Here is a 26,600-nt window from a genome sequence, read left to right as displayed (position 1 = left end):
ACTTTCTCCCCTAGTTTCTAGCGGGTCTTATTTAATTTCAAATCGGAAGCCCATGCCACGAACGGTGGAAATATAATGCGGCTCAGTGACATCGTCACCTAGTTTGCGACGCAACCACGAAATATGCATATCCAATTTCTTGGTTGAAGTCTCCACTTCTTTGCCCCACATGGTGGTCATGAGTGTTTCGCGGGACACGACTTGACCTGCTGAACGCACTAGAATTGTGAGTAGTTCAAATTCTTTGCCAGTCAGTTGCAACTCTTCGTCTCCGATATAGGCACGATGTGCCGCAATATCGATGGTGACATCTTGGGCATGCAACGTACCTGTTGGTTCTTCAGCAACCGATGTGCGACGCAACAGAGCGCGTACACGTGCCAGTAGCTCAGCTAACCGGAATGGCTTAGTCACATAATCATCAGCACCGGCGTCTAGTCCGACCACCATATCTACTTCTTCTGCACGTGCAGTGAGAATAAGAATCGGACACGAGTGCCCAGCAGATCGGGTGGCGCGAGCTACGTCGAGGCCATCCATATCTGGTAGTCCAAGGTCGAGCACCATCAGATCAACTGACGGCGAAATCTGGTCGATTGCGGCTTGGCCGGTATCGACTGCGGTAACTTCGTACCCCTCGCGCATTAAGGCACGAACCAGTGGAGCAGAAATGGCCGAGTCATCTTCAACAATAAGTACATTCGTCATTTCAGTTTCCCTTAGATATCTAGATCGGCGACTTAACTTTAAACCGTTACTTCCTATAGTAAAGGAATATTCAGAATTTTGTGGATTAAGAAACTGTATTTTCGACGACGTGCAACTGCGCGGCATCGATATTTCCGATTCCTTGGAGATTAGGTGTCCCGAAGGGTTCGATGCGATAAGCATGTTCGTCAAGCCGCTTGAGAGCTTCAGCAGTAGGGCGGTCTACTAATATTCCACCCACTGGTGCGATCGAGCAAAGCCGTGAGGCGAGGTTTACTTTTGGCCCGAATACATCACCAAAGCGGGACACAAGACCACCCCACACTAGCGATGCTCGCACTTGTGGCATGCCTGGAGTTTCTCGCAAGGCGCGCACGATTTCAGAAACAACTGTTGCCCCAGTACGCAGATCATCTGCGATATACAGAACCGCGTCTCCAACTGTTTTAACAACTCGTGCGCCGTAAGCTGAAATCACATCACGGGAGGTGAATTCAAAGGTCTGAATGAAATCAACTAGCTGGTGCGGTGATAGCTCACCGGAGCGTTGGGTGAATGAGACAAGATCGACGAAGCCAACAGCTCGCATCAGTGGCATGGTGTTATCGCCACTATATGACATACCTTCCAGTTCCACTTCGGTGCGCCGCAAGAACGCAGTCAGATGCCGACGCCACGCATATTTTGTTTGATATATGAGGAACTGCTCGTAGTCTTGAATATGATCGAGCACCCAATAGCGTGCCGAGACTTCATCCAACCCGTATCGGTTTTCAGCTTCTTCAACTAAGGCTTCGTATTGCCACAAAACGATTCGATCAGAAAGTTGGGCCTGGGCACGGATCAGAGAATTTTGGGTATCCTCATCCATCTTTCCACGCTTAACAAAGTCTTGGTGCGCCCGCATTACATCGATATCGTATTCGGTGAAGAGAACACTATCGGGATTTTGAATATATGGGAACCCCATCGCTCGCCAAAACCGGCGCACAGAATCAACATCCATTCCAACCAAGTCTGCGGCCTGGTGGAGGGCATATTTCGGGGCGCCACCTAAGAGCCGACGGGCATGTTTTTCAACCGTCGTCACTTCGTCATCCACATTATAATCAGGTGTGTCTTGCATCACATCCACTACTCTAGCAAGTTTACTGTCACTTTTGAAGGCAAAAGCCATATTTCCTTAACTCACATTAGGGTACTACTATTTTCTTCAGTCCGTCTGCCGGTAAACTGACAGATATGACTAGACCACAAACACAAATTGATGAACTTGCAAACTCATATTCTCAAGGAATCCTTGACAGATCACCGGAAAGTGTCACCTCGCTTGGGCTCCCTGGGGCTGATGAATCAAAATTTTCTGATTATTCTCCAGCTGGATTAGCCGAGGTTGCCGACCTGCAACGCTCAACACTGCACGCTCTCGATAGTCTCGAGCCGGTGGACGACGTCGATCGCGTCACCATCGCGGCCATGCGGGAACGACTCGGCCTAGAACTCGAAAACTACGACGCCTGCGAGTTTGGGGAGATCAATAACATCGCCTCTCCACTACAAGGCATCACCGAAGTATTTGACCTAATGTCTACCGAGACCCAAGCGGACTGGGAATTAGTTAACCAACGTCTGCACAACATTCCGCAAGCGCTACGCGGATGGCAAGAGACTCTCATATTACGAGTCGCTCACGGACCTGCACATGCTAAGCGGCAAGTTGATCTCGCGATTACCGAGGCACGCGAGGTTGCCGGCGAAAAATCTGCCTTGAAGGCGCTCGCACAGCGCGGCGCACAATCCTTCCCACATCTAGCCGAAGCACTTAACGAAGCAGCTACTCAAGCGCGACAAGCCTACGGCGAACTATCCGAATTCTTAGCTGCTGAAGTAGCACCGCATGGATCCTCCCGGGATGCGTTTGGTCGCGAGCGTTATGATCGCCAGATCCGCCAATTTGTGGGAGCGCACCTGGATCTCGATGAAACATATGAATGGGGTGTTGCCGAACTCGAACGGATTGTCACCGAACAGCAGCGTATCGCTCACGAGTTGTATGGTCCGGGAGTCAGTGTGACTGAGGCGATGGATCGTCTGAACAATGATCCCGCCCGCCAGTTGCACGGCACTCAAGCGCTCCAGGAGTGGATGCAAGGAATCTCAGATCAGGCACTCAACAATTTAGCTGATACGCATTTTGACATCCCCCTTCCAATGAAGAAGATCGAATGCAAAATTGCGCCGTCGGGTACCGGAGCCATCTACTACACTGGTCCGTCAGACGATTTCTCTCGTCCCGGCCGCATGTGGTGGTCCGTTCCAGCTGGAACAGACACTTTCACAACATGGCAAGAAAAAACAACTGTATACCATGAAGGCGTACCAGGACACCATCTACAAATTGGCTACACAACCTATCTCAAGGACCAACTAAATATGTGGCGCCGAAACTTCTGCTGGGTGTCCGGACACGGCGAAGGCTGGGCGCTATACGCCGAAGGCCTTATGCGCGAACTGGGATATATGGATGAGCCAGGTGACTACATGGGCGTCCTCGACGCCGAACGGCTACGTGCTTCCCGCGTTGTTTTGGACATCGGGGTTCATCTGGAAAAACCAGCCCCTACGCAGTACCAGCACATTAGCCCTACCTGGAACCGGGACGTTGCTTGGCAGTTCTTGCAGGACAACGTAGCCATGGAACGTTCGTTCTTGCTCTTTGAACTCAACCGATACCTCGGCTGGGCGGGCCAAGCACCTGCCTATAAGATCGGTCATCGGATGTGGAAGCAGTTGCGTGCACAGGCACAGCAACGCGAAGGCGCCGCATTTGATCTCAAAGCATGGCACACTAAGGCACTGTCCCTTGGCTCAGTTGGACTTGACGTGCTGGGTGAGGCGTTGGCATGAAAACATTGCTTCTTGGTTCCGCATCACCGGCTCGGCGCCAAACCCTTATTAACGCGGGGATCACTCCACTCGTTCGGGTTGCTGATCTTGATGAGGATTCGCTAATCGAAGCTTTTGCTGCCGCTCACCCGGATTTAGATACGCGCACGCTCGCAACCAGTCAGGTGCAGCTTCTTGCTACTAGCAAAGCCAACGCTATTTACGACGTCGTACGCACTCAGCACGATCCGCAACCAACCGTCGTCGTCGGATGCGACTCTATGCTCGAAATGAACGGCGTTATCGTCGGCAAACCACACACGCCAGAGGTAGCCCGCGAGCGCCTCCGCGCCATGAGCGGACAGGTAGGTGCGCTTCATACTGGGCACTGCATTATCGATGTCGAGACCGGACAGCATGCCGAGGCTGTTTCAACTGCTTTGGTCTACATCTCTCAGCTAACCGATGCCGAGATCGACGCATACATTGCTACCGAAGAGCCACTGCATGTTGCCGGCTCCTTCACCGTTGATGGCTTTGGTGGCCCGTTTGTCGAGCGCATCGAGGGCGACTACCACGGCATTGTCGGTATCTCGCTACCGCTGGTGCGTAACCTATTACATGAGTTGGGTCATTCGATTACCGAATTCTGGAAACTCTAAGTGTCATGGGGGTGTGGACGAAAGGTTTGTCCACACCCCCATGATGTTCTGCCGTTACACTTGGTAATCAAGTGGTTCGCTGAAGCCCGAATACCGTTTTTGACGTTCCCCAAGTGGCACCCAGTCGCGCGCATCTGACCCAACATAAACTTGCCGTGGCCGACCAATCTTCTGGGCAGGATCATCGACTAGCTCATGATACTGGGCTATCCAGCCCGGCAACCGACCTAGTGCGAACAACGGCGTAAACATTTTCGTTGGGAAACCCATCGCCTTGTAGATCAGACCGGTATAAAAATCCACATTGGGATACAAGTTGCGTTCGATAAAGTAATCATCCTCTAACGCAACCTGTTCCAGCTCACGTGCCATATCAAAGAGCTCTTCATCGCCCGATAGTGCGCCGAGAACGTCGTCGGCAATATCTTTGACGATTGTTGCGCGTGGATCATAGTTCTTGTAGACGCGATGTCCAAAGCCCATCAGCTTTACATCGTTTTTCTTGTCTTTCACCTGCGAAACAAAATCTTTTATCGGAGTTCTGGTTTCACGCAGATGACCTAACATAGCAAGCACAGCTTCATTAGCACCACCATGAAGAGGACCGGACAACGCCCCTACCCCAGCAGCCACCGAAGCGTAGATATTGGCTTGGGCTGATCCCACCAGACGCACGGTCGACGTTGAACAGTTCTGTTCATGGTCTGCATGCAAAATAAAGAGTTTATCGAGAGCGTTAATGATCGTCGGGTCTACATCGTCGTTCTGATACGGCAATGCGAACGTCATTCGGATGAAGTCTTCGGTGTACGACTTTGCTGAGTCGGGATAAAGCAACGGCAATCCAGTTGCCCGTTTCGAAATATAGGCAATCATCGTTGGAAGTTTCGCCAGCAGAATAACGGTAGCCAAATTCCGTTGTTCAGTATCGGTTGGGTCCAACGTATCCTCATAGTATGTACCCAGGCCGGCTACTCCGGCTTGCAATATAGACATGGGGTGTCCCGATGACGGGAACGCAGTGAAGAATGAACGAAAATCTTCATGCAATAGTGTGTGTTTTTTAATCCGATGGGTGAAAGCTGCTAGTGATTCAACATCTGGAAGCTGCCCGTATATCAGTAAATATGCCACTTCTAGGAACGAGCAGTGTGCAGCTAGTTGCTCAATCGGATACCCTCGATAGCGTAAAATTCCAGCGTCACCGTCGATATAGGTGATTGCTGAGGTACACGAGGCAGTGTTGGTGAAGCCTGGATCCAAGGTTACTGCACCTGTGGTAGCCAGCATAGAGTTGATCTTGAAACCATCATTGCCAGATACGGCTGGGACGCGTTCCAGATCGAGATGGCGCCCATCAACAATTAGTTTCGCATGTTCTGCCATAGCCCGACTCCTTCGTCTTTTTTCGCCACTCACTACACAATGAGTACGATACACATCACACTACCGTAATTTTCAATATTTGTTTTGATGTTGAGATAAATACTGGGTAGAAAAATCCCTGATACCTCACTGCCAAATGCAACGAACTATCAGGGAAACAGATTAATCGTTGATACCTTGCGGGAGGTTAGCTATCAACGGATGGTCTTTAGCGATAGGACCGAGTTTAGTTGCCCCACCCGGCGAGCCAAGATCATCGAAAAACTCTACATTAGCTCGATGATATTCACTCCATTCTTCTGGAAGATCATCTTCATAGTAGATTGCTTCCGTTGGGCATACCGGCTCGCATGCACCGCAGTCCACGCATTCGTCCGGATGGATATAGAGAGTGCGTTCACCTTCATAGATACAATCGACGGGACATTCATCAACGCATGCCCGATCTTTAACATCTACACATGGCAATGCGATTACGTACGTCATGAGTTCCTCTTTCTATTTATGCGCTACTTCAATTATCGGCCTGTGCACGGCAGTTTGCTAGTAATCTTAGTCATACTTCGTGTTACGTATGCTAATCGCATGTCACGGCAGGCAACGGATCATAGTGAACAACGTTTCGGGAATCCTCAAGCTGTTCCCCATTAAGGCTTACTGTCCGGCCAACTTCTACTGAGAAACCATCCTTCTTATAGGTGGACGGCTTACAATCAGATGCCGGATTTCGTTTAGTTTGCGCCTTGACGAAATCATATGGCTTCCCTTGATGAAGCTGGACATCATAATACTTTGTTGACCACAACCGAGTAGTAATCTTTGACCCGTCTAAGAACGATTCGATAAGAACACCGTACGGGGTGGTATTCTTCCATTTCACAAAGATCTGGTCATACCAGATTGTTGACTCTAGCCCCATCGGGTAGCGATCGTAGTAGACGGTGTGTGGTTTGTGCGCAACGTCTTCTAACCCGGCTCGATATCCGACGTTGAACACATTCGTTGCGAGCTGTGACAATCCGCCGCCAATATCTGTGGCTGGGAAACCGTTAACAATTACGCCAGAACGCACGAAGCCACGCGACTCTTCCAGTGGCCCCAGCGCTGTTTGCAGATCAAAGGTTTCACCTGGACGTACCAAGGTATTTGTGACATAGCTTGACCCCACACGAAGGTTAGTCGAACGCACCGGGTCTTCATAGAACGGCGTGGATATTTCCGCAACAATCTCTTTGACGCCTAAGCCTTCAATATCTGCGGTACTCAGCTTGGGTTTCTCGACGTCGATTTGAACAGTGACTGTGCGATTCTTACTTTTAACTACGCCGACCATATCAGATACCAATGCTTCGGTATTGATAGCTTCGCCGTCAACAGCTGGCGTAATTTTTACCGCAGAGTTTTCAATTGCGATGCTCGCATCTTTCGGTGCAGTCAGCAATCCTGGTTGCACTTGTTCTACGACATCGCGAATCTTTTCACTATCTATTGAAAAGGCAAAACCGTCTTTGTATTCGATGGTCATCGCCGCAGCAATCTGAGCTGGAGACAGCTCTACCAGTTTTTCTTTTATAGTTAGAGAAAGCGGTTTTTCAAGTAGTGGCGTCAACAGGGTATCAACATACTCGGTAGCTGTTTCGGTTGTCACTTGGGCTTCAGTAACCGCTGCAGGCAGTACTATAGCATCAGTGTTGGTTAACCACGATTGTTCGATTACATCTGCTGCACGTTCTTTATCAAGCTTTACACCATCAACGGCTTTCTCAACTACCGGCTGAGCTTCTTCTAACCGAATCGTGGCATCGCGCGCAGCGCGATCGGTAGTTTCGCTAATCGCATCCAGCTGTGTAGCTAAACTTTCCGAATTTGTTCGAACAAACGCGGAAAAATTATCGCCGCCAAACATGTGCCGCCACAGCCTTAGCGGATTCAATGAAAAACCGGTGAGACGATCTAAGGTTCGTTCGGTATCAACCTGCAATTCCAGCCCTTCCGGGTCAAGGAAAACAGGATCGTGTTCAACGTTTGAAAGTTTGACCTCGCGCTGCTCATGTAGCATCGAATCGAGCTCATGCGCCAGTGTCTGCTGAGCCTGTTGCTTCGACAGACCTGACACATCAACACCAGAAACCTTAGTACCAGCTGGAATATGGTTTGCCAGCGCAACAGCAAGAGCGAGGTAGCCAATGACTATAACTATCGCCGAAATTCCAATAATGCCGTAACGCGAACGCAAAATTGAAAGCATACGTTGTTGTGTCATGGCATCTCGATCTCAGTTGACGTGTTTTCGGCTTGTTCTCGTGGTGTATCACGGTCGATTATTACCGGCAGAACTATACTAATCGCAACAAGGATTAGCCAAGCGTCTAATGCCCATGATTGGTCTGTGAACAAGATGTCATCGGTGGGTGGGAAAAAGACCATCCAGCCAGTCACAATGACGAGCGTAGCGCTATAAAAGCACCACCCCAGTCCGTGCGTTAACCGATAAACAAACCATGAGCCAGACATGACTAGTCCGCTGGCCATGATCAGCCCAATAACGGGCTGATCAAGCGGACCAGAGTACGCTACGAGCGACAAAACTGCCGCAATAACTCCAACAAGAGTTCCTGCAATCGCGCGAACCATACTCAGGTTACTTTCTGCCAGCACGCTTCCGGCGAGCTGCTTCACGCAGCCGCTCAGTCGTGCTGAGAATTACTTTTCGTACCCGAACTGTTTCTGGGGTTACTTCGATGCATTCGTCATCAGCAGCAAACTCAATACATTCTTCGAGTGTAAGCTTACGACGTGCTTGTAGTGTCTCGAATGCATCAGCGGTTGCCGAACGCATATTCGTCATTTCTTTAGCCTTGACGACGTTCACTTCCATATCCTCATTGCGTGGGTTCTCACCAACGATTTGGCCTTCGTAAGTTTCTTCACCTGGATCTACAAAGAAGCTTCCACGATCTTCAAGGCGTTGCAACGAGAACGCTGTTACTTGGCCGGAACGGTCCGAAACCAACGAACCAGTGTTACGTGATTCAATATCGCCAGCCCATGGCGCATAGCCTTCGGAAATTGATGCCGCAATACCAGTACCACGGGTCTGGGTAAGGAATTGAGTACGGAAACCGATCATACCGCGCGATGGAAGTAAGAATTCCATCCGAACCCAACCACTACCATGATTCGACATGGTAGTCATCTGGCCCTTGCGTGCCGCCATCAGCTGGGTAACTGCACCCAAATGCTCTTCTGGAACATCGATTGTGGCACGCTCCCATGGTTCATGAATAACGCCGTCAATAACACGCTTCACAACTTGTGGCTTACCGACGGTCAGTTCGAATCCTTCACGTCGCATAGTTTCAACCAAAATTGCTAGTGCTAATTCGCCACGGTCTTGAACTTCCCAGGCATCTGGACGATCTGTAGGAAGAACACGGATAGACACGTTACCTACCAGCTCTTGAGTGAGGCGGTCACGTACCTGACGAGCGGTCAGCTTGTGCCCCTTAACCTTACCTGCCAACGGCGAGGTGTTAACGCCAATGGTCATCGAAATCGCCGGATCATCAATGTGAATACGCGGCATTGGGCGCGGATCTTCGAGGTCTACCAGAGTCTCGCCAATCATAATATTCGGCATTCCAGCAACCGCAACAATATCGCCTGGTCCGGCACTGGTCCCAGGAACACGCTCTAGGCCTTGGGTACGGAGCAACTCGGTGATATGAACACGCTCGATTTCCGAATCTGGGCCGTTGGCCAGTCCAACCCATGCACCCTTCTTCAGCTCGCCTGAATAGACACGAATGAGTGCCAACCGGCCAAGGAATGGCGAAGCATCAAGATTTGTCACCTGACCAACCAACGGAGCATCTTCTTCGTAAGTTGGCGCTGGAATGTATTCAAGAATTGCTCGGAACAGCGGCTCTAGGTTTTCGTTTGCTGGTAGTTCACCGTCGGCTGGTTGAACTGTGTCAGCCCGTCCTGCTTTGGCAGCCGCAAAAATAACTGGGATATCGAGGATCTTATCCAGATCAAGATCTGGATTGTCGATGTCCGAGGCAAGATTCAGCAATAGATCTTGAGCTTCTTCGATAACCTCAGAAATACGTGCGTCCGGACGATCAACCTTGTTGATAACTGTAATAACCGGCTTATTGGCTTCCAAGGCTTTACGCAAAACGAAACGGGTTTGCGGCAGTGGGCCTTCCGAGGCATCCACCAGCAGTACCACACCATCTACCATGGACAGTCCACGTTCAACTTCACCCGAGAAATCGGCGTGCCCCGGGGTATCGATAACATTAATCGTTACTCCCTCCGGCGCGCCAAAGTCCTTAGCTGATGGACCGTGGTAGGTAATAGCCGTATTCTTAGCAAGAATCGTAATACCTTTTTCGCGTTCTAGATCACCAGAATCCATAACGCGCTCGCCCGTTTTTTCAACCGTTGCGCGGGCATCAAATGCGCCGCCTTGCCATAGCATGCCGTCTACCAGCGTAGTTTTACCGTGGTCAACGTGAGCAACAATGGCAACGTTTCGCAGATCGGCGCGTGTTTGAATCATAAAAGTCCCTTTAAATTAATGTCTTATTCAGATAATGCCAGTTTACGATGTAGCACCGACACAGTTCGCTTACATACAACGAAATGCGAGCGAACGAACAACCTGCGACAATTAACTTCATGAATGTGACATTGCGCGGTGAAAACAGCCACTTTTGGGCCTACCTCTTATGGGTTCTCTCGTTCGTTATTGTGGTTGCGTCTGGAATCAATGGCGGATTGAAGGAAATCCTCTTCTCGCTCCCCGTAGTAGCCTTCCTGTCTTTCATAGGCTGGGCAGGCTGGTGGAACCCGCGATTAATCGTTCTGCCACAAGGAATCCACGTTATTAATCTGGCGCGCGAATATTTCATTCCGTGGGCAGATGTTTCCGAAGCCCTAAACCGGTGGGGGTTATATATCTACACCAAATCTGGCAAGAAAATCCCAGTATGGGTGCTTCCCTCCAGGGTTGGGCTGCTATATAACTCGTGGCGTGAGCGCAAGCGCAGTCTGCCCGATCCAATAGACTGGAAGGATCCGCAACCGCGGGAGATTGTTGTTCCGCTACCATTTGCAGCCGATTCGCTCAATATTCGTACCCACGCGATCCGGTCCGATTCGGCGTTGCGCCGTCGGCTAGCGCTCACTGGCGAAAAGTGGGACGAAACGACGACGTCGCGTTTCCTTCCCCTACCCATTGCTGGAACGCTCGTGCTCTTGAGCAGTGCCGTGGCAACGCTCGTGTTGATCTAGTCTTGCTGCCACGTGTGCCACAAAGAGGCATATTCGCCACCGGCAGCCACCAGCTCATCGTGCGTTCCTAGTTCTGCAATTCTTCCATCTATCATCACGCATACCCGATCTGCGTCGTATGCGGTGTAAAGCCGGTGCGCAATGGATATCACGGTACGCCCCTGCAAGATCCGTGCCAACGCACGTTCTGTGGAGCGCGCCGCCGTCGGATCAAGAAGCGACGTGGCTTCATCAAGAATAACGACGTCCGGATCAAGCAACACGATTCGAGCTAACGCTAATTGCTGTGCTCGATCCGGAGCCAGCTCGCGTTCTCCCGAACCAACTTTCGTCGCTAACCCTTCGGGCATTGTTCGTGCCCACGTAGCATCGACGACGTCGAGCGCCTTCCACAATTCTGCATCGGACGCATCAGGTGCTGCAAATCGCAAGTTATCAGCAATGCTCCCAACGAAAATATGGTTTTCTTGAGTCACCAGCGCAACAGTTGAGTGCATACGCTTTTCTTCGATGCGCGTCACCTCAACTCCCCCAACGCGAATATGTCCTCGTGAAGGCGGATTAACACCTGCAATTAACCGTCCCAATGTTGATTTACCGGCCCCCGATGGGCCAACAATAGCGATTTTTTCGCCTGGATCAATCGCCATCGTAACGTTGTCAAGAACTGTAACACCCGGCCGATACTCGAATGACACATCTTCAATAGATACCGTTTGTCCATCAGGCATATCTGGCCCGATTATTCGATCAGGTGGCACATCGGCAACACCGAAAATACGCGCTAATGCAACTGCGGCGAATTGTAATTCGTCAACCCACCACGATAGTTCGTCTACCGGTCCGCGCAGTTGCTGGGCGTATAGCGCAACCGCTGTCACAGAACCGACGGTAGCGTATCCGAGCCCGATCAGCCATGCACCCCACACAACTGCCACAATAATCGGCGAAAAGAGCACGATCACCATTGAGAAAGAGAACAAGGCCCGCATTGCTGCTGTATAACGTTCGTTCTCCCACTGCTCAGTCAACAGCGACATTGTCCTCGAGATCCGATGATCTCGCATCGCGAACGCGTCCACCGTGGCAACGTGTTCCACGGTTTCCGTAATGTCGCCAGAGATTTCCGCGTTCAGTGCAGACGTTGCCAGATACGCTGCAATCGTGCGGCGCAAGTAGCGGCGAACCAGTAGTACAACTGGCACAAACGACAGTGCCACTACAATGCCGATACGCCAATCAACTAAGACGGCCGCAACCACGGTCACTACTACTTGCATCGAGAGCATGACGATGCGTGATATTCCTACCCGTACCACGAATTCGATCCGGTCTACGTCCGTCGTCGTGCGACCTAATAAATCACCAGTTCCAGCCGATTCCACCGTTGATAAAGGCAAATGAGTAACGGCTTGAACGAGGTCCACCCGCAGATCGTGAAAAATCTTCTGCCCTAGAACCCGAGAGGTGTATTCTCCGATTCCAGCGGTAATCGACTGAATAACGACTGCAATAATCAAAATAATAATGTTGGTCCGAATCACTGATCCGGGCGCACCGGCATTGACCGCGTCGAACGAACGGCCGATAATCCACGGAGACACAACAGTTGCCAGCGCAACTAACAGCTGCACGCCCAAAACAATCGCGAGATCGGTTTTGAATCGCGTAACCAAGGCACGCAGTTTCCGAACAATAGTCGCATTGTGGGCTATTGGTAACTTCACTAGTTCTCCTCCTGATCGTCTACTGCGGTGCGTTGTACTAAGGCGTGATAGAACGGATCCTGGCTCAGATCATCGTGGCTACCGCGCATATGTTCGGTACCGTCTGGGTTCAGGACGATAACCGTATCAGCTTGGTGCAACATAATTGGTGACATAGAAACGATCACCGTCGTTTTTCCGGCACGCTGGGCAGATAACGCACGCGCAATTCGCATCTCGGTATGAGAATCGACCGCCGACGTTGGTTCAATCGCAATCAGTACCGGCGGATCATGTAGTACGGCACGAGCTAAGGCTAACCGTTGGCGTTGCCCGCCCGACAGTGACCGTCCACGTTCCGCGATATAGCCATCGAGTCCGTTGGCAAGTCCGAGCACGACGTCGTTCGCATCAGCCACCGTTAACGCTGCGTGTAACTGTTGATCACTGGCGGCCTGCGGGTGTCCACGATGTTGGCGTGTTGCTTGCCCGGAGCCGTCCCCGGTATCCGCCATTTGCTCAGCGACCGTACGCGGAACCAGATCGTCGGCATATGGTCCGTTAATATTTGACCGGACCCGTCCTTGAAATAGCTGCGCAGTTGCCCCGGACAGCACGATCCCGTTTCGGACGTCCGCCAGCGGTAGCTGGGAAAGTTTGACGACGACGGACCTGTCAGATACCTCAATCTCAGATTCATCATCTATTCGCGCTAATCGTTGCGCACATTGTGCTGCCACGTCTGGGTGCGAGCAGACGATCATGGTTAGCTTCCCTGGCTCAATGCGCACTCCCGACGTCAGATCCGTGAGCGCAGCCTGATCCCAGTTAATTACTGGCGGTTGAGCCATGGTGCGAGCGTTCGACGTCGTCGGTTCAGTACTCAAAATCCTGCCGATACGGCGAGCGCCAACTTTCGCATCTGCTACCACCTGGAAAAACCTGGTAGCTGATGAAACTGGTACGGACAAGTACGCGGTGTACCCATAGAATGCCACCAGTTGACCATAGGTGAGCTGCCCCTGATAGACCTGCCAGATACCTAACGAAATGACGACGGCGGAAAACAATGCTGGGACAGCAGTGGTTAGACCGCCTAAGACAGCTTGGATAAACGCAGCCTTTATGCCAGTTTCCATTACGTGCGCAGACTGCTTTTCATAGCGCTCACTGTAGACGTCTTCTCCACCGACGCCACGTATCACGCGCAGGCCAACAACGGCGTCAGCTGCTAGTGTGGTTAGTTTTCCACGCTCTTCACGGTTTGCTGATAGCCGTGACTGCAGCGGCCGGATCAGGAGTGTCATCAGCGCAACCACGATCGGTAACCCAATCGTCACAACAAGCCCCAGCAAAAGATTCGAGCGCATCATCAGCACTGCGATCAAAATGAAAGCTACTGTTGCCGCGAATGTTTCGGTACTGGTAGCTATTAAGTTACCGATTTTCGGTGCATCAGAAGTTGCTGACGCGACGATCTCACCAGCCGATAGTGCCGACTTACGTGACATTCTTCGGCCCGAAACATGTGTCACAATATTGCGTTGCCAGGTAACCGTTCCCCGAAGCCAAGCTAAGAGAACCATCGGCGAACCAAGCGCACCGAACGCACGGATCAAAATGACTCCACATACAAGGAGACCACCCGGGAGCAGCGACGCAGTAAGCCCGCGTTCAATACCCGAATCCAAGAAGATTCCTAATGCCCATGGAACTAGTGCGGAACCAACGAAGAGGAGTAACGTCACCGTCGTCGTCACAATGAGCAGTTGCCAATTCTCGCGAAAAGAAGAGGAGATAACCCGCTCTTTATCCCCTCGTGGCATTGCAGAAAACTCGAAAAACCTAGGCCACGATCTGGGTTGCGGCCCAACGTCAAAGGGACGTGTAACCACCGACGAGGAATGTTTTTTCACCATAATTATTGCTTTCTTAACCTGCAGGCAGGATATACACGGTGTATATAGCAGGATGCTACGAAAATTAAATAGATCGTGGCGCTTGCACAGCGCATTGGCATATCTACACAAAAAGCATGCGGTAATTCATGAGCATGAGTTTATTACAATGCAGTAGTGGCAGGATAAGAAGTACTTATCCTGCCACTACTTGATAGTTATAACTGACAAGCAGTTACAAACTCATACGATTCACTCGGTGTAACCGATCTTCTCTGGGAGGAATGTTTCGAATGCCTTCGCACCATAGTTAGCCAAGTTAGCTGGAACAGCGGTTAGGGTTGCACGGTAGTAAACCGGGATGGTCATAACGTTGTCCCAAATGATCTTGTCGACTTCGTTGGTGAGCTTGACGCGCTTCTTGTGATCTGGCTCAGAAGAAATCTTTTCAACATACTCGTCGATCTTTGGATCTTCAACCTTGGAGAAGTTCGATGCCGAACCAGAGCCGTAGATCTGGCCAACATTCGCCATTGGGTACGGCGTTCCACGCCAGCCGAATGCGATGGATTCGAATTCGCCTGCTTCAAGAACGTTGGAGAACTCAGCCGGTGGGACGTCAGCAAAGACAACCTTGATACCGATGTTCTTCATGTGTTCCTTCAAAAGTGCAGCAGCAGACTCAGAGGTTGGGATACCAGTCAAACGAGTGAACTTGAAGGAAAGTTCCTTGCCGTCTTTCTCGAAGAACTTGGTAGTTTCGTTCATCTTGTAGCCAGCATCTTCAAGGTCCTTCTTAGCGCCTTCTGGATCAAACTTGACTGAGTGATCCTCGTAGCCTTCTTGGCCTGGCATGAAGAAGTGGTTTCCAAGGGAAAGATCGAGACCTTCAACTGGCAAACCAGCCATATCGGTGGTTAGGAAGTCCGCAGCGTCGATGCCCTTTTGAATTGCGCGACGAACGGCAACGTCCTTGAGTGCTTCAGCATTGGAGTTCAACGTGATGTGACGCCACTGAGTTGAAGCGGACTGCTTAATAGCAGCATTCTGGCGGCCCTTGACGAGTTCGTAGGTTGCTGCATCAACGATCTGATCGACAACATCGAGCTCGTTGTTAGCAAATGCGTTAGCTTGTGCCTTGTTATCGAGAACCGAGAAGGTGATGGTTTCAAGCTTTGGCTTCTCACCCCACCAGAGGTCATTGCGCTCTAGGGTAATACGCTTAGTTGCCTGATCAATGCTCTTGAACTTGAACGGACCAGAAATGAAGTTGTTGAGGACTGCTGGGTCTGGAGTCCAGCCTTCGTTGAAGACTGCTGGATCAGAGACACCCTTAGCCGGAAGTGCACCGGAGAGAACCGCTGACCAGTCCGGGTATTCACGATCAAATTTGGCGACAACTTCAAACTCATCTTTACCAGGTTCAATAGAGAGGATATTCTCCCAGCCGTCTGTTGCAGCGCAGTCGTAACCAGTATCAGGTGACTTACACGCGTTCCAGCTCGCCTGGTAATCAGCAACGTTAATCGGCGTGCCATCATTCCACTTAGCTTCTGGGTTGAGCTCAAGCTTGACGGTCATCTTAGCGTCGCCGTCTTCTTTATTTTCAACGTCATACGACTTCACGTAATCTTTATTGACATCCCATGAGCCATCGTCTGCATAAATAAAGTTACCCGCAGAAATCTTGGCATAGAGATCGTTAATTTCAACAGTGTTACCGTTAACGTGAAGTGGGTTGAAGTTGGTTGGCATCGCTTGGATAGCAACACGAAGATCGCCGCCATCCTTCAACTTAGCCGAGTCAACACGGTTAACATCCGAAGTTGGAAGTGCTCCAGCTTTTCCGCCGTCGGAAGAACCCGACGATGCTGGGCCAGAACAAGCGCTGAGCACCAGCGCCGAGGCAGCTACAAGAGCAAAGCCTGCTTTCTTAATTTTCATATGGTCCTCCTCTGGGACTAACTCCTACAAGTTCTTGGAGTGATACCCCCAAGCCTAGACTACATTTCAGTAAAAGGTAAATTATTTTCACGTATCTTTAAAGAAATGTGTATAAAAATACATCTGGGCTAGACAAATTATTGTCTAGCCCAGATGTCAATTAGCTTAGATTTTCAGCGTTCCAACCCTTAGAAAAGGGTGACAGTCCGCGGATAATAGCACGCCGCCTTATGGTCATCTCCGAGTACTTGGAAGTCTGGATGATGCGCCTCGCAGCGAGCTTGCTCACTTTCATTCAGTGTCTTATATAGTGGACATCTGGTAACGAAACGACAACCCTTTGGCGGATTTGCTGGAGACGGAAGATCACCTTCAAGCAAAATACGATCGCGACTACGTTCCTTGTGCGGATCCGGAATCGGGATTGCCGAGAGCAAAGCTTGCGTGTACGGATGCTGCGGAGCTTCGAAGACCGAGTTGACGTCTCCAACTTCGACGATCTTGCCGAGGTACATGACTGCCACGCGGTCCGCGATATGGCGAATAACCGATAGATCATGGGCAACGAACAGGTACGACAGCGACATCTTAGAACGCAGTTCGTCGAGCAAGTTGATGACACCTGCCTGAATGGACACGTCGAGCGCCGAAACTGGTTCGTCCAAAATGAGCAACTTGGGCTCCAGTGCAAGCGCACGTGCAATACCAATACGCTGACGCTGACCGCCGGAGAAGTTACGTGGGTAACGGTTGACGTGAGCTGGCTCCAGCCCAACCATCTTCATCAGTTCTTCAACACGGCCCGGAATATCTTCTTTCTTCCAGCCGCCGTAGCGCAATGGCTCAGCGATGATATCGAAGACCGGGAAACGCGGATCCAACGAAGCCATCGGATCCTGGAAAACGACCTGCAGATCTTGACGAATGCGTTTCCGATCAGCACGAGACAGTTCAGATGTATCTTCACCCATCACAACGATCTTGCCGTTTTGCGGCTTGACCAGGTCGAGCACCTGCATCAGCGTCGTCGTCTTACCAGAACCAGACTCGCCAACCAGACCAAGTGTTTCACCAGCGCGAATGTCAAGGTCAATACCATCTACCGCATGAACGGTACCAACTTGACGACGGAACACGGACCCCTTCATTAACGGGAAGTAACGAGTCATGCCTTCAACACGCAGGACTTCTTCACGCTGCTCACGTGGAACTGCGAATGGCGGCGGAACCGCCGCAGGAAGCGGGTAAATGTCGGTGTACTTGCGTGATTCATGGCGAATCTCTTCAGCACGCTTACACGCCACCCGATGTTGATAGTCATCGGCAGATTTGACTTCAGCCAGCGCCGGTTCTCCATCCAGACAGTGTGGTTGAGCTACCGGACAACGCGCCGCGAACGGACAACCGGTTGGCTCAAAGAGCATCGACGGCGGATTACCTTCAACAGCTGCCAACTGGTATTCCTTCTTAGAATCAAGACGTGGCAACGATCCGAGCAAACCAATTGTATATGGCATTGCAGAGTGGTAGAAGATTTCATCAACTGAACCGGACTCAACTACACGACCGGCATACATAACAGCGACTTTATCTGCTAAACCAGCTACCACACCCAGATCGTGGGTAATCATAATAACGGCTGCGCCCAGTTCATTTTGAGCCATTCGCAATACGTCAAGAATCTGTGCCTGAATCGTTACGTCCAGAGCGGTTGTTGGTTCGTCGGCGATAATAAGTTCTGGCTTATTGGCAATCGCCATAGCGATCATAGCTCGCTGACGCATACCGCCAGAGAATTCGTGCGGGAATGCCTTAACCCGGATTTCCGGATTAGGAATACCAACCATCGTCAAGAGCTCAATTGCACGCTCACGGTATTGTGAATCATTCATATTGGGATCGTGAACCTTCAAAGCTTCAACGATCTGATCACCGATTGTATACACCGGGGTCAACGCAGATAGCGGATCCTGGAACACCATTGCCACAGTCTTACCACGCACGTTAGACATGTAAGCATCAGAACGGCCCAGCACTTCGGTTCCGTGAAGTTTGACTGAACCCTCAACCTGTGCCGATTGGTCTAATAGACCCATAATCGCCATCGAGGTAACCGATTTACCAGAACCGGATTCGCCCACGATTCCGAGAACTTCACCGGAGTTAACCGAGAAATTCACGCCTCGAACTGCATGGACTACACCGTCTTCAGACGGAAAGCGAACATGCAAATCGGTGACATCAACGATAGGAACACCTGGTTGTGCTTGAGGAAGATCGCTTGAATCAAACGTCACCGCGTCTTTTTTCCTACTCATGCTTTTCCTCCAGACTTAGATGTTGGATCGATAGCGTCACGGAGACCGTCACCAATAAAATTCACTGATACCAGCATGAAAACCAGAACCAATGCCGGTGGAACGAAGAGCCACGAGTGCGTCAGTGCAGACGATTGGCCCGAACCGATCAAGCCACCGAGAGAAATCTGTGGGTCCTTAATTCCCAAACCGAAATAGGACAGTGTTGTCTCAGACAAAACTGCACCTGCGATTCCCAGTGTGAAATCAATAATCAGTAGCGAAGAAATATTCGGAATAATGTGGCGAACAATGACGACGAAAGGCGGAACTGACATGTACTGAGCGGCATGAACGTAATCCAGATTCTTCACCGACATGGTCATGGAACGAACCACGCGTGCCGTCAGCATCCAGCCAAATAGCGCTAGAAGGAAGATCAGTACTGGAACTGAACCAGACTGGCCGCCCAAACGCTGGTTAATAACAGCGATCAGCAAGAATGATGGGATAACGAGCATCAGATCGATGATCCACGATCCGGCCTTATCAACCCACTTGCCAAAGTATGCAATCGACGATCCGAAAAGCGCAGCCCAACCAGTTTGTAAGAATGCAACCGAGAAACCAATGACCAGCGAGGTACGCAAACCTTGAACAGTCAACGCGAATAGATCGCGACCACGATTATCTGTTCCGAACCAGTGGTTAGGAGACGGAGCTTGTAACGCAGCCGTACGATCACGGGTGAGATAGTCCCATGAGCTGAGGTAGGAACCGAATAGCGCAAAGAGGATCACGCCGACGAGCATGAAAACTCCGACTACCGCAGTCCAATTGCGCAAAAACCGACGACGAATCAATTGGCCACGCGTGTAGCGGTGGCTACTTTCTAGGCGAATCTGAGCGTCTTTTTCGAGTTGAGCTTGAACAGTATCAACATCAGCCTGGCTCACCATTGGGGAATGTTCAGTGGTCATCATCCCACCCTTACTCGTGGATCAACCATAGAAATGGCAACATCGGACAAGAAAGCACCGGTTAGCGTACATGTTCCAGCGAAGGCCACAACCGCCGCAGTACCGTTAATATCGGCGCCGGTAATCGTACCCACTGAGTAGATACCCATACCGTTCCAGCCGTAGACCTGCTCAGTAATCGCAGCGCCGAGGATCAGCGTTGCGATACCGAAAGCAAAGTAGGTCGCAATAGGAATGAGCGCGGTACGCAACGCGTGCTTACGGATTGCAGTTCCGAAACGGACGCCCTTTGCTCGGGCTGTGCGAACATAGTCTGCGCCGAGAGTATCAAGCATCAAGTTACGCTGAATACGGGAATAGGAAGCGATCGAGGACAGTGCCATCGAAATTGTTGGCAGTAACAAGTGCTGTAAGCGATCAAAGAGTTGGAGCCAGAAACCGTCCGGTGGAATGGCCGATGTTGGTCCAATGAAATTAAAGATCTGGTATCCTGCGGCTTGATTGGCGTATGTTGCACCGATCTGTAGGAATACCGCAATAACCATTGCCGGAGTAGAAATAATGACCATCGCCGCGATCGAAATGATGCGATCACGCTTGGAGTACTGGTGCACTGCAGCCCAAGCACCAAGCGCAACTCCGCCGAGAATTCCGATGAAGAAGCCTAAGAAGACAAGCTGAAGAGAAATTGGAACACGGTTAGCAATTTCTGCATTGATGCTGCTTCCCTGAGGCGAATATCCCCAGTCCCAGTGGCTAATCATGCCAACCCAGTTAACGAATCGATCCATGATTGGATCAGTTGGGTTAATGTTCCAGCCAGTCAGACGCTGATCAACTGTATGCACAACTTGTTCGTATGAAATGTTCTTACCAGAAGAAATCTCAGCTTCAATGAGCATCGAACGTGGGTCCAGCTGGGTGCCGGCGATAAAGTAGGCAAGGGTAACTGCTACTACCAGCAAAAGCAGATAGTTCAGCAGTCGCCGAAGAATGAACTTTAACATGCGAGGCTTTCTGTCCGGCGGTGTTCTCCGCCTCGCAGGGACGATAAAACACCGGTTTTCTTATTCTCTTATCAGTGGAGTGTATACCGAAAGAATACTTCGAATCACATTGTACCGTGACTTCGCGGAAGATATTCCACTCGTTAGCGTGATGTGACAACATAGTCATACTTATCCAACACCTTTTATATCTATTCAAACGAGCTATTTGTTTGGTTTACGCCACTCCAATTAACACATGACTAACGTCCCGGTCTAGGCTTGTAGTGTGCAGATCATAAATCTTCTTAACCACGGCCCATTGCCGTACATGCATATTGATGCTTTACAGCGATATATCCACGAAAGAGTGGCATCTCAGCAAGCTCCCGATACCTTCATCATTTGGGAATCAGAGCACACCTATACTGCAGGGCGACGAACTAAGCCACAGGACATTCCGGACGACGACGTTCCAGTTATCACGATGGACCGTGGCGGTTCAGTAACCTACCACGGCCCCGGCCAACTCGTGATCTATCCCATTGTGAAAGTCACTGCACCTAAGGACGTTGTCGCTTTTGTTCGCAGCACCGAAAACGCCCTTATCGATGCAGTCAGTACATTTGGGATTCAGGCCAAAGCGGTAGCGGGGAGATCTGGCGTATGGATTGATGCAGCGAACATGCCAACCCACCTAGAGTCAAAGCTTTGCGCTATCGGAATTAAGTTTGCCAACGACGCCACCATGCACGGGATGGCGTTTAACGTTACTACCGATTTAGAGCGATTTATGCGCGTCATCCCTTGCGGTATCACTGACGCTGGCGTAACCTCCTTGGCTCAATTAGGAGTAGCAACAACTTTAGAAAACACTGCACAGGCCCTTATCCCTCATCTCGTGCAGGCATATCAACAGTTTTTAGAACGGCCGGAATCCGCCGTCGTCGTTCACCCCAACCCAACTCAGCTATTAGAAGAAGCTCTCGTCCAGCAGACCACGCCGCCCCCGCAAACCGGCGTAGCATGGAAACGAGAATCTGTCGCTAAAACCCCTACTAAGGAGGCATCGTGGCCATCGCAGACCGAGTAAATCCCGAGCATCGCAAACTACTGCGGGTCGAGGAACGCAACCGCGAAACCCCCATCGAGAAAAAACCAAGCTGGATTAAGACCACAGCAACAGTGGGAACCGAATACACCGATATGCGGTCCCGCATGGAAGGGGCTTCGCTTCACACCGTCTGCGCCGAAGCGAACTGTCCAAACATTTATGAGTGCTGGGAAGACCGCGAAGCGTCGTTCCTGATCGGCGGCGATATCTGTACTCGCCGATGCGATTTCTGTTTTATTAAGACCGGACGTCCCACCGAATACGATCGTGACGAACCGCGGCGCGTTGCCCAGTCAGTGGTTGATATGCGTCTGAACTACGTCACCATCACCGGAGTTACGCGAGATGATCTCGACGACGGCGCCTCGTGGCTCTACGCCGAAACCTGCCGTCAAATCCACAGCATGTCCCCCACCACTGGTGTTGAGCTCTTGATTGACGACATGCGTGGCGGCGAAAAGTCACTCGTCCACGTCTTTGAATCCCGGCCGGAAGTTTTGGCACATAACCTCGAAACAGTGCCACGCATCTTCAAGAAAATCCGGCCAGCGTTCCGTTATGAGCGCTCTCTCGACCTCATCACTTTCGCTTCGGAATCAGGTCTGATCACCAAGTCCAACTTGATCCTCGGCATGGGCGAGACACGTGATGAGATCATCCAGGCAATGCAGGATCTCAAGGATGCGCAGTGCGACCTGCTGACCATCACGCAGTACTTACGCCCATCTCCGTTGCATCATCCGATTGACCGTTGGGTAAAGCCGCAAGAATTCGTCGAGCTCTCCAAGATCGGGTATGAGATGGGATTTGCTGGGATCATGGCCGGTCCATTGGTACGTTCCTCATATCGTTCTGGCTCGTTATGGGCACGCGCAATGGCCCATAAGGGCTGGGAGATTCCCGAGAACTTGAAAGCTATTGGGGCGTCCGCGGCGCAAGGACTCGGAGTTGGTGGCGGCCATGCCCGCCAAGAAGCAGCCACGCTCGTGGCTCGTGGGCACTAATTAAATACTCTGCTCAATCAGATCTTTAACTGCTGCCATATCGATTTTGCCGTTGGCGTTCGTCGGTAAGGCTGTCACTGCAACAGCTACCTGGGGAGCTTTATAGCGTGCAATATGTTGCGCCACAAATTCTCTGATCTCCCCTATTTCTGGTAGCTCAGCAGCTGGCTCTAGCACAACTGCCGCCGCCACTGCTTCGCCCCACACCGGATCGGGAATTCCCACGACGGCGACATCTCGCACATACGGAAGCTGCCGCAGAACATGAGATATCTCTTCGGGATTAACTTTTTCGCCACCGGTATTGATCTGCTGGCCAATTCTGCCGAGAACCCACACGTATCCGGCTTCGTCTCGACGCACCATATCTCCGGTATACAGCCAACCGTCCCGGCATGCCTCGGCGGTAAATCCAGAATCATGCCAGTATCCGTCAATCACATTCGGACCAGAAATAACAAGTTCACCAGTATCCGATTCGCAGCCACGCGAATCAACAATTTTTGCATGGACATGCGGAAACGGGATCCCGATGGCGCCGGGAGCTTCCTCAAGAAGATCTTGTGAGAGCATGAAGCCAGCTGCTGCAGCTTCCGTCATCCCCCACACATTTAACGGCCGTAAACCGTGCTGTGCCATTCGGCTGAGCAAATCTGGCGGACAGATAGCTCCACCGATAAGCGGCAACCGCAACGATGATAGGTCATGCTTCCCAAAATCAGGGTGTGCTAGAAGTGCCGCATAAATAGTAGGAACAGCGAACATCATGGCTACTCGATGTCGCTCAATCTCTGCCAGCACCAGGCCGGGATCAAACTCGCGAATAATCACGATTGTGCCGCCATGAGAAAACAGATCCAACGTTGTTCCGTTAAATCCACCAACATGCGTCAACGGTACCGTCACGAGTTCGACGTCGTAATTAGAGTACTCGAACCCTTCGCGAAAATTCTGCGAACCCCACCATAGTTGTTCGTGCGTAAGGTAGACTGCTTTCGGGCGCCCGGTCGAGCCGGAAGTTAACAGCATTGCCCCGCCCTGGGAATCATCGGTATCCCCTATGGAAATATTCGTTCCCTGGTACAACCGGTAGCTCGCTGATAAGGGAGCGAAACCTACCCGCAGATCGCTCGGGAGGGGCGCAAACTCGTCGTCGTCATCGATCACGAAGGTATCTGCTGGTATCCAACTGTCACACACCTGGGCTGTTTCCGGATCCACCACAACTACGACGGGCTGAACAAAGTCCAGCACATCACGAAGTTCGGGCTGCGCGAATCGATAGGAAACCGGAACAAAAATGGCACCAATCCGTGCACAGGCAACATGAAGCAGCATGTGATAAGGACAGTTGCGCGCTACTAACGCGACTCGATCTCCGGCTTCGACTCCGCGATCAGCTAAGAGCTGTGCCAACTGCCACGTGATATGCGCACAGTCGGATACGCTCAACGCTTTTTTGCCGTAATGGATCGCCGTTCGTCCACCGTGATTAGCAGCAGCGAGATCGAGCGCGTCAGCTGGATTGTATCGAGGCTTCATGCCCCCACCCAGTAGGCCTCAAGGATTTTCGCCATGTCAAGCAGGTCAGCCGGATTTGTAATTTCGCGAACCGAGTGCATGGAGAGCATCGCAACACCCACATCCACCGTGGTCATACCAAAACGGGTAGCGGTTAGTGGTCCGATCGTAGTGCCGCATGGCACGTCGTTATTCGAAACGAACTCTTGTGTTTGCACACCGGCTTGGTGAGCGGCACGCAACCACGCAGCAGAACCGATAGCGTCCGTAGCGTAGCGCTGCTGGGAATTGATTTTCAGTAGTGGGCCGCCGCCGAGAATCGGATGGTGTGCTGGATCGTGTTTTTCCACCTGATTTGGATTGATAGCATGGCCAGCATCGGCTGAAATACATGAGGATTGTGCAATGAACCGCCAGTAGCCTTCATCGCCGGCGAGTTCTGAGGAATCAACGATTCGGCGCAACGTACTTTCTAGAATTGGTCCGCTCGCGCCAGTTGGGGTTCCAGAACCGACTTCTTCGTGATCGAATGCTACAAAGATCAACACATCGTCATGTGTTTTTTCAGCCTGCGCAACAGCAAGAAATGCCTGGAGCGAGGCAAATACGGACGTGAGGTTGTCTTGACGTCCGGAACAGAAGAAAGCGTCTTTGTTCGGTCCTCCATAAATCCGGGACCCAGCGGTGTCATATGCGTAGAGGTCTGTGCCGGCTACGTGTTCCGCATCAATACCTGCGCTGGCACAGATGTATTCCATAACATCTGCTTCGTCGACTGCCCACACGGGATGATAATCGCGTTGCCGAGATAGTTTGAGGTCATCGTTTTGGGACCGATCCAAATGCGGTGCCAGTTGCGGGATCGTCATCAGGGCATCTGTTTTAACAAGATGGCGTTCCCCGTCAGTTGTCACGATCTGACCGGCAATTCCGAGGTCTCGATTGAGCCATGAGTTCAACAGTGGGCCGCCGTAAACTTCGACGTTTACTTGCGAGTATCCAGCAACCGTGGACGTTGCGACCGGCTTGATTTTGAACGACGGCGAATCTGTATGCGACCCGACGATCCGTGCTCCGGTGTGCGCAGTGAACTTCTCTGGAAGTTGCCAAGCTACCACAGCTCCGGCAATAACCATGACTCCGCGGGAAATGTGTGGCCAAGCCTCGGTTTGTTCGCAGCGATCAAAACCAGCGGCAACAAGTTGGTTAGCTACTTGCTCAGCAGCGTGATACGAGGTGGGGGACTCAGCGATGAATTCGCCGAATGCTTGGGCGTATGAACGAGAAGAAAAAGAATCGAGATTACTCATGTGTCTTATTCTAATCCTTCATGCGTCAGTCCGCCCGGAGCGCCCCTAGTAAGAAGAGCCAGGCATCGTGTCCAGGTCGAATAAGATCTGCATGGTTAGCACCCGGAACAATAGCAATCCTAATCGGACTGGCGGCATGTTCACGCACATGAGCCACTGGAATGATCAGATCATCTTCCCCGTGAATAACTTGGATATTAAGACCACCGTCTGCAAATCCAGCTTCGCCAAGTTTTTCTAACCGCGTCAGAGGATCCAGCTTCTCGTACATCTGCGACTTCTCGGCAGGCGTACCGCCGATCCATTCCGCAATACCTGCGGTTTCCGGATGACTGTTGTCAGTATCGATAAGCTGACAAAATGGCGCTAAACCTATCGCCTTTTTCGGAGGTAAACTCGGTTCGAGGACGACGTCGATCGCCAAGGTTCCGCCAAGAGAATGACCAATCCATGTCGCTTGTGCCAGATCTGGACGTAGCGCTAAAGTCTGGAGATCTTCCAATGTTACGTCCGGATTACTCTGTTCTTTTCGCACCTCAATGAGAGCTACTCGGTAGCCTTCTTCGCCGAGTGCTAACGCAGCTGGTCGCGCATGAGCGATGGAGAGGTGAGAACGATATCCTCCACCATGAACGAAAACTACTGGCTCACCGTCAGTTGGACCATACCATTCGATAACTTGCGAAGGATGTGTCCCGTAAGACTCGATTTCCTCGCTGGCAACGCTAAGGGCCGCCAACGTCTCAAGGACATGACGCTCTGGACTCGTGGGTGTCGCCGGATCAATAAACATGGGATAAGTATGGCGCAAATATGTTCAAAACTCACGCTAGCCAATACCATCAGCCGGTAGGTGAGTGAAATGCCACGGCCTAAAACGGTACAGATACCGCATCT

General features: G+C 51.2%; 21 protein-coding genes. 5 read left to right on the top strand and 16 right to left on the bottom strand.

The features are described 5' to 3' along the window. Window positions 1–27: 27 nt before the first annotated feature. Both KSO86_RS00170 and KSO86_RS00165 read right to left on the bottom strand, forming a co-directional pair. Window positions 28–708: a response regulator transcription factor gene (locus tag KSO86_RS00170; RefSeq protein WP_216379421.1), complete on the bottom strand. Its 681-nt coding sequence runs from the start codon at window positions 706–708 to the stop codon at window positions 28–30. Window positions 709–793: 85 nt separating this feature from the next. Then, window positions 794–1,834, bottom strand: coding sequence for an adenylate/guanylate cyclase domain-containing protein (locus KSO86_RS00165; protein WP_216379492.1), 1,041 nt, complete (start codon window positions 1,832–1,834; stop codon window positions 794–796). Window positions 1,835–1,950: 116 nt separating this feature from the next. Here KSO86_RS00165 and KSO86_RS00160 point away from each other — a divergent pair, with 116 nt between their 5' ends. Beyond that, a complete protein-coding gene (locus KSO86_RS00160) occupies window positions 1,951–3,615 on the top strand; it encodes a DUF885 domain-containing protein (protein WP_216379420.1) in 1,665 nt (554 codons plus the stop codon). Continuing rightward, the gene (locus KSO86_RS00155) at window positions 3,612–4,256 is read left to right on the top strand and encodes a Maf family protein (protein WP_216379419.1); all 645 of its coding nucleotides are present in this window, start codon (window positions 3,612–3,614) and stop codon (window positions 4,254–4,256) included. The genes KSO86_RS00160 and KSO86_RS00155 overlap by 4 nt, the downstream gene beginning before the upstream one ends. 54 nt (window positions 4,257–4,310) lie before the next feature. On the opposite strand, the gene KSO86_RS00150 is transcribed toward KSO86_RS00155, so the two are convergent. The 5 genes from KSO86_RS00150 to typA form a co-directional block, all read right to left on the bottom strand. Then, entirely contained in the window at window positions 4,311–5,642 is a 1,332-nt protein-coding gene (locus KSO86_RS00150; protein WP_216379418.1) for a citrate synthase, read from the bottom strand. Window positions 5,643–5,804: 162 nt separating this feature from the next. Further along, window positions 5,805–6,128: a ferredoxin gene (gene fdxA / locus KSO86_RS00145; protein ID WP_216379417.1), complete on the bottom strand. Its 324-nt coding sequence runs from the start codon at window positions 6,126–6,128 to the stop codon at window positions 5,805–5,807. 91 nt (window positions 6,129–6,219) lie between these two features. Next, on the bottom strand, window positions 6,220–7,905 hold the full coding sequence (locus tag KSO86_RS00140; protein WP_216379416.1) for a VanW family protein: 1,686 nt from the start codon (window positions 7,903–7,905) through the stop codon (window positions 6,220–6,222). Then, window positions 7,902–8,276 (bottom strand): hypothetical protein, encoded by a 375-nt coding sequence (locus KSO86_RS00135; RefSeq protein ID WP_216379415.1) that lies wholly within the window; start codon window positions 8,274–8,276, stop codon window positions 7,902–7,904. Before KSO86_RS00135 ends, KSO86_RS00140 begins: the two co-directional genes overlap by 4 nt. A gap of 7 nt (window positions 8,277–8,283) precedes the next feature. Next, a complete protein-coding gene (gene typA / locus KSO86_RS00130) occupies window positions 8,284–10,206 on the bottom strand; it encodes a translational GTPase TypA (RefSeq protein ID WP_216379491.1) in 1,923 nt (640 codons plus the stop codon). An 86-nt stretch (window positions 10,207–10,292) separates the two neighbouring features. Between typA and KSO86_RS00125 the strand changes: the two genes are divergently transcribed. Then, complete coding sequence (locus KSO86_RS00125) at window positions 10,293–10,943, top strand: hypothetical protein (protein WP_216431713.1); 651 nt, start codon at window positions 10,293–10,295, stop codon at window positions 10,941–10,943. Here KSO86_RS00125 and KSO86_RS00120 read toward each other — a convergent pair. From KSO86_RS00120 to KSO86_RS00095, 6 genes are all read right to left on the bottom strand, one after another. Then, window positions 10,940–12,670: an ABC transporter ATP-binding protein gene (locus KSO86_RS00120; RefSeq protein WP_216379413.1), complete on the bottom strand. Its 1,731-nt coding sequence runs from the start codon at window positions 12,668–12,670 to the stop codon at window positions 10,940–10,942. The genes KSO86_RS00125 and KSO86_RS00120 overlap by 4 nt on opposite strands. Further along, a complete protein-coding gene (locus tag KSO86_RS08570; RefSeq protein WP_216431711.1) occupies window positions 12,670–14,475 on the bottom strand; it encodes an ABC transporter ATP-binding protein in 1,806 nt (601 codons plus the stop codon). The genes KSO86_RS00120 and KSO86_RS08570 overlap by 1 nt, the downstream gene beginning before the upstream one ends. A 324-nt stretch (window positions 14,476–14,799) precedes the next feature. Beyond that, entirely contained in the window at window positions 14,800–16,491 is a 1,692-nt protein-coding gene (locus KSO86_RS00110; protein WP_216431710.1) for an ABC transporter family substrate-binding protein, read from the bottom strand. Between the two features lie 188 nt (window positions 16,492–16,679). Next, complete coding sequence (locus KSO86_RS00105; RefSeq protein ID WP_216431708.1) at window positions 16,680–18,809, bottom strand: dipeptide ABC transporter ATP-binding protein; 2,130 nt, start codon at window positions 18,807–18,809, stop codon at window positions 16,680–16,682. Further along, window positions 18,806–19,768, bottom strand: a complete 963-nt coding sequence (locus KSO86_RS00100) for an ABC transporter permease (protein WP_231700034.1) — start codon at window positions 19,766–19,768, stop codon at window positions 18,806–18,808. Before KSO86_RS00100 ends, KSO86_RS00105 begins: the two co-directional genes overlap by 4 nt. After that, window positions 19,768–20,775 carry an ABC transporter permease gene (locus KSO86_RS00095; protein WP_216402785.1) on the bottom strand — a complete coding sequence of 336 codons (1,008 nt, stop codon included), beginning with the start codon at window positions 20,773–20,775 and terminating at the stop codon, window positions 19,768–19,770. The genes KSO86_RS00100 and KSO86_RS00095 overlap by 1 nt, the downstream gene beginning before the upstream one ends. A gap of 268 nt (window positions 20,776–21,043) precedes the next feature. Here KSO86_RS00095 and lipB point away from each other — a divergent pair, with 268 nt between their 5' ends. Both lipB and KSO86_RS00085 read left to right on the top strand, forming a co-directional pair. After that, window positions 21,044–21,847 carry a lipoyl(octanoyl) transferase LipB gene (lipB, locus tag KSO86_RS00090; RefSeq protein WP_216431705.1) on the top strand — a complete coding sequence of 268 codons (804 nt, stop codon included), beginning with the start codon at window positions 21,044–21,046 and terminating at the stop codon, window positions 21,845–21,847. Then, entirely contained in the window at window positions 21,832–22,872 is a 1,041-nt protein-coding gene (locus tag KSO86_RS00085) for a lipoyl synthase (RefSeq protein ID WP_366493654.1), read from the top strand. The genes lipB and KSO86_RS00085 overlap by 16 nt, the downstream gene beginning before the upstream one ends. Here the strand turns inward: KSO86_RS00085 and KSO86_RS00080 are convergent, their stop codons facing one another. The 3 genes from KSO86_RS00080 to KSO86_RS00070 are packed head-to-tail and all read right to left on the bottom strand — an operon-like array spanning window position 22,873 to window position 26,496. Beyond that, on the bottom strand, window positions 22,873–24,414 hold the full coding sequence (locus KSO86_RS00080; RefSeq protein ID WP_216431703.1) for a class I adenylate-forming enzyme family protein: 1,542 nt from the start codon (window positions 24,412–24,414) through the stop codon (window positions 22,873–22,875). Continuing rightward, window positions 24,411–25,703, bottom strand: coding sequence for a M18 family aminopeptidase (locus tag KSO86_RS00075; protein ID WP_216379406.1), 1,293 nt, complete (start codon window positions 25,701–25,703; stop codon window positions 24,411–24,413). Before KSO86_RS00075 ends, KSO86_RS00080 begins: the two co-directional genes overlap by 4 nt. 25 nt (window positions 25,704–25,728) lie before the next feature. Further along, a complete protein-coding gene (locus tag KSO86_RS00070) occupies window positions 25,729–26,496 on the bottom strand; it encodes an alpha/beta hydrolase family protein (protein ID WP_216379405.1) in 768 nt (255 codons plus the stop codon). Window positions 26,497–26,600 lie beyond the last annotated feature (104 nt).

This window comes from Arcanobacterium phocae (assembly GCF_018913465.1).
Taxonomy (GTDB): domain Bacteria; phylum Actinomycetota; class Actinomycetes; order Actinomycetales; family Actinomycetaceae; genus Arcanobacterium; species Arcanobacterium phocae_A.
This window is presented reverse-complemented; position numbering and strand designations above follow the sequence as displayed.